Raw genomic sequence first — 3,807 nt, 5'->3', positions numbered from 1 at the left:
GATCTCGGCCGCGGCGGCCAACATCTTCGGTCCCGAGGCGGCGATCACCACCGCGGGCGCCGGGGGGACCTCGGCGCGGTCCGCCGGCCCCCGGGGGGCCCGCTGTTGGGCCCCCCCGCGGGGCCCGCCCCCCCCCCCGGGCGCGGGGGCCCGCGTGGTCTAAACCTCTCCCCCCGGCGGCGGGGGGGCGTGTTCCCGCCGGCCCCCCCCCCGCGCGCCCCCCCGGGCCGGCCCCGGCCCCGCCACGACCGGGCCGCAGCGGCCAGCGCATCCAGTAGGTCGTCGTACACCGCGTCGTGGGCGAGCACGCGCGCGGCCGCCGTGCAATCCTGGCCCGCATTGCCGAATCCGGCCTCGATCAAGGTCGCCGTGACAGCCGTGAGGTCGGCATCCGGGAACACGATCACCGGTGTCTTGCCACCCAGTTCGAGGTGCAACCGTTTGACGTGAGCTGCGGACGTGGTGGCGACATCGATCCCGGTTTCCACGGATCCGGTCAGGGACACCAGGCCCGGCTCCGGATGTGCCACCATGTGGCGCCCGGCCTCGTCATCGCCGCACAGGACGTTCAGCACGCCGGCAGGGAGATACTCGGCGGCGAGTTCGGCGAACATGAGCGCGGTGATCGGGGTCGTCTCCGCGGGCTTGAGCACCACGCTGTTGCCCGCGGCGATAGCGGGGGCCGCCTTCAGCACCGCCATCATCAGGGGATAGTTCCAGGGAGCCAGTTGCGCGCAGACGCCGACCGGCTCGCGTCGCACATAAGAAGTGTGGTCCGGCACGTACTCGGCGGCGGACTTGCCCTCGAGTAGTCGCGCGGCGCCGGCGAAGAAGCGCAGCTGGTCCACGACCAGAGCGACGTCGGACGCCACCCGGTTCCCGGTGTTGCGGACCTCCGCCGCAGTGAATTCGTCCGCACGTCGCTCCAGCTCGTCGGCGATGCGCAACAGGGCCAGCTGCCGCTCGGCGGGGGTCGTCGAACGCCACCTGCCGAAGCCGGCCGCCGCAGCCCGCATCGCCGCATCGACATCGCCCGCCCCGGAGCTGGGCGCCCGCAGGTACGGCTCCGCGGTGCACGGGTCGATGACATCGTGGTAGTCGACGCGTTGCGGCGTCACTCGTTCGCCGTCGACGAAGTTCCACAGCGTGTCGGTGTCCATGCACAACCTCTCGTCCGGAAATCTCGCCTCGGTCACGCGTGCGTGGTGACCCGCAGTGATTGGAAGCCGTGGAACCCGAGATTGTTGTTCCAGTCGAGATCCTGCCGGGACACCCGCAGGTCGGGCATCCGGCGATACAGCGAAGCCAGCGCGATTCGGGTCGTCGCGCGCACCAGCGGATCGCCGAAACACAGATGCCGACCGATACCGAAGCTCAGATGTTCGATCGGGCCCGGACGATCGAGGACGAGCTCGTCCGCCCGCGGGAATTTCTCGACATCCCGATTCGCCGAGCCGATATACAGCAGCAGCGGTTGCCCTTGGCGGATTTGGGCTTTCACGCCATTGCCGCACAGGTAGCTGAAGTCGGCGCTTGCGACACGACCGACGAACTGCACCGGGTTGCAGTACCGCAGCAGTTCCTCGACGGCCTGCGCCGCCGTGCTCTGCTCCCGCAGTAGCTGCCGCTCGTGCTGCGGCCGTTGGTCGAGGGCGTGCACGCTGTTTCCGATGAGATACCGGATCGATGCGGTGCCCGCAAACAACAACAGGGCGGACTGGGCGATGACCTCCTCTTCGTCGAACCGGTAGCCGTGGCATTCGGTATGGCGCATCCGGTGCATCAAGCCGTCGCGCTGTTCGGATCTTCGCGCAGACTCAGGCGCGGACAGAAAACGCACCAGTTCCCGAGTGCTGCGCTGGGTTCGGTGGACGTAGTCGGCGGACACGTGGGTGGATCCGAACAGATAGGCGATATCGTCGGTCCACCGCGTCAGATCGGCGTGCGCCTCGTTCGGCACCCCCAGGAGATCCGCGATGGCGATGGCCGACAGCGGAAAAGCGAAATCCGACATCACATCGAATTCGCTCCCATCGACCCGGTCGAGCAGATCATCGACAGCGCGCTGGATCAACGGCTCGATCCGCTCGCCCCGAAAAGGGGCGTAGCTGCGATTGGCAATACGCCGCAGCCTGGTGTGACCGGCACCGTCGTGAAAGGCCAGCCAGCGCTCGAATACGCCGAGCATATCGCCGAAGCCGGACCGCTGATCCGCCGGCAGAAACCGCAGGGGAACGTCCGCCCGCGAATTGGATAGCCGCTCGTCCAGTATGAGCGCCCGGCAGTCCGCATAGGAGAAGAAGAGCCACGTGCCGCCGAAGATACTTTCCGAGAAGTACGCGGGCTGAGCGGAGCGCATCTTCTCGTAGAACGGAAACGGATCCGGTATGAAGCCGAACTCGTTGTGCGAGAAGGCCTCCGCGGAAAAGTTGTGCAACATCAGAGTCCTCCCCGATGTCTGATTCTCTGGTGTCGGCGGGTGAACACGGACGGTGCTCCGATCGATCTCGCGAAACTCTGCGGCTCTGTGCATATCGATTTTGCTCTCTGGTGCGGCCCCCGCGGCCCTAGCGGCGGGATTCTGCGCGTGGGAGCAAGGCCGGTTCGCGTAGGAGCAACTGGCACCGACCGGCGGCGACTACCGTCTGCAGTGCCCACCGAGATGGCGGCGTAGCCGACGGCTGCTGCGCGAGGCCTATTACGGCACAACGCTTTTCGACGACTTCGAGCGAACGCTGGGCTCGAGCCGCAATGCGCTCACCCAGCGCCTGATTCGGCTGGTCGAAGAGGACATGCGGGTCCCGCTACCAGGAGCGCCCGGCTCACTACGAGTACCGGCTCACCGGCAAGGGCCGGGACTTCTTACCCCGACGGCACCGCGACAATGCCTTGGCCACAGGGCTTTTCACCGTCGGAGCGACCAGGGCGTGGCCTAGACCACGTTGCGGCGCTTATAAGTTTCCGGATCGACCGTAGGTGGCACGCCATCCACGTGACCCCGCCCCGGCCCGTGTGTGCCGGATGCGGTGGGCGGATATTTTCCTCCCGTTCGGCGGATGTCTTCGCGGGACCTTCGTCGTACATTCACAGCCTGTCGGCGGGTCGGTGCGGCGGTGCGAGAATTCGGACGGGAGTCAGGACATGGCCACGCTTCATGTTCAATTGTCCGACGGTCGTTCGAATGTTGCCGTGGCGGCCTGGGGGCGGGAATTATTCGAGTATCCGCACCCCGCGATGAAAAATCTTGACATTACCGTTGTCGAAGATTCCGTGCATCGGCGGTGGTGTGATGTGCTCGGTGGCGGTGTGGTGGTGGGTGGGTTCGATCCGGTGGCGGCGTTGGTGGCGGCGTTTACCGAGGTCGAGTTGTGTGGGGCCGGTGGGTGTGGTCCGGCGAAGGTTCTGCACCTGCTGGTTGTGGAGGGTGCGCGTGGGCGGTCGAGTTCGCGGTGACCACGCTTGCTCCGGGGCTGCCGGATTGGGCCACTAGTTGGTTCCTGGGTCATTGTCCGGTTGGTGACCCGGGTGAGATGCGTGCTGTCGCGGATGCTTTGGTTCGTTCGGGGGAGCGGGTGACCGAGGTGGTCGGCCGGTTGGAAGGGCTGGCCGCGCGTGAAGCGGCCGTGGCGATCGAGGGTGAGACCGGCACGGCGATCCGGAAGGCGCTGGGGCAGCAGATCGAGAACGGCCGCGCGCAGGCGGAGGCTTTCGACGCGCTCGCGCGATTCATGTACGAGTCGGCGAACACTGTCGAGTTGGAGCAGTACACGCTGCGCGCGATCGGCATCGCGATGGTGGCGACCATCG

Annotated in this window: 4 protein-coding genes; 2 read left to right on the top strand and 2 right to left on the bottom strand. The window is 66.9% G+C overall.

Features of this window, described 5'->3' with window-relative positions:
- Positions 1–44: 44 nt before the first annotated feature.
- Positions 45–1,160, bottom strand: coding sequence for an aldehyde dehydrogenase family protein (locus tag QH470_RS24005; protein ID WP_280274590.1), 1,116 nt, complete (start codon positions 1,158–1,160; stop codon positions 45–47).
- A gap of 32 nt (positions 1,161–1,192) precedes the next feature.
- The gene (locus QH470_RS24000; RefSeq protein ID WP_280274589.1) at positions 1,193–2,440 is read right to left on the bottom strand and encodes a cytochrome P450; all 1,248 of its coding nucleotides are present in this window, start codon (positions 2,438–2,440) and stop codon (positions 1,193–1,195) included.
- Between the two features lie 701 nt (positions 2,441–3,141).
- Between QH470_RS24000 and QH470_RS23995 the strand changes: the two genes are divergently transcribed.
- Both QH470_RS23995 and QH470_RS23990 read left to right on the top strand, forming a co-directional pair.
- Entirely contained in the window at positions 3,142–3,453 is a 312-nt protein-coding gene (locus tag QH470_RS23995; RefSeq protein WP_280274588.1) for a hypothetical protein, read from the top strand.
- 119 nt (positions 3,454–3,572) lie between these two features.
- The coding region (locus tag QH470_RS23990) for a hypothetical protein (protein ID WP_280272450.1) at positions 3,573–3,807 on the top strand (235 nt) is incomplete at its 3' end.

Source organism: Nocardia wallacei (assembly GCF_029868745.1).
GTDB lineage: Bacteria > Actinomycetota > Actinomycetes > Mycobacteriales > Mycobacteriaceae > Nocardia > Nocardia wallacei_B.
Note: the sequence above shows the minus strand (reverse complement) of the source record. Positions and strands in the feature narration are given on the sequence as shown.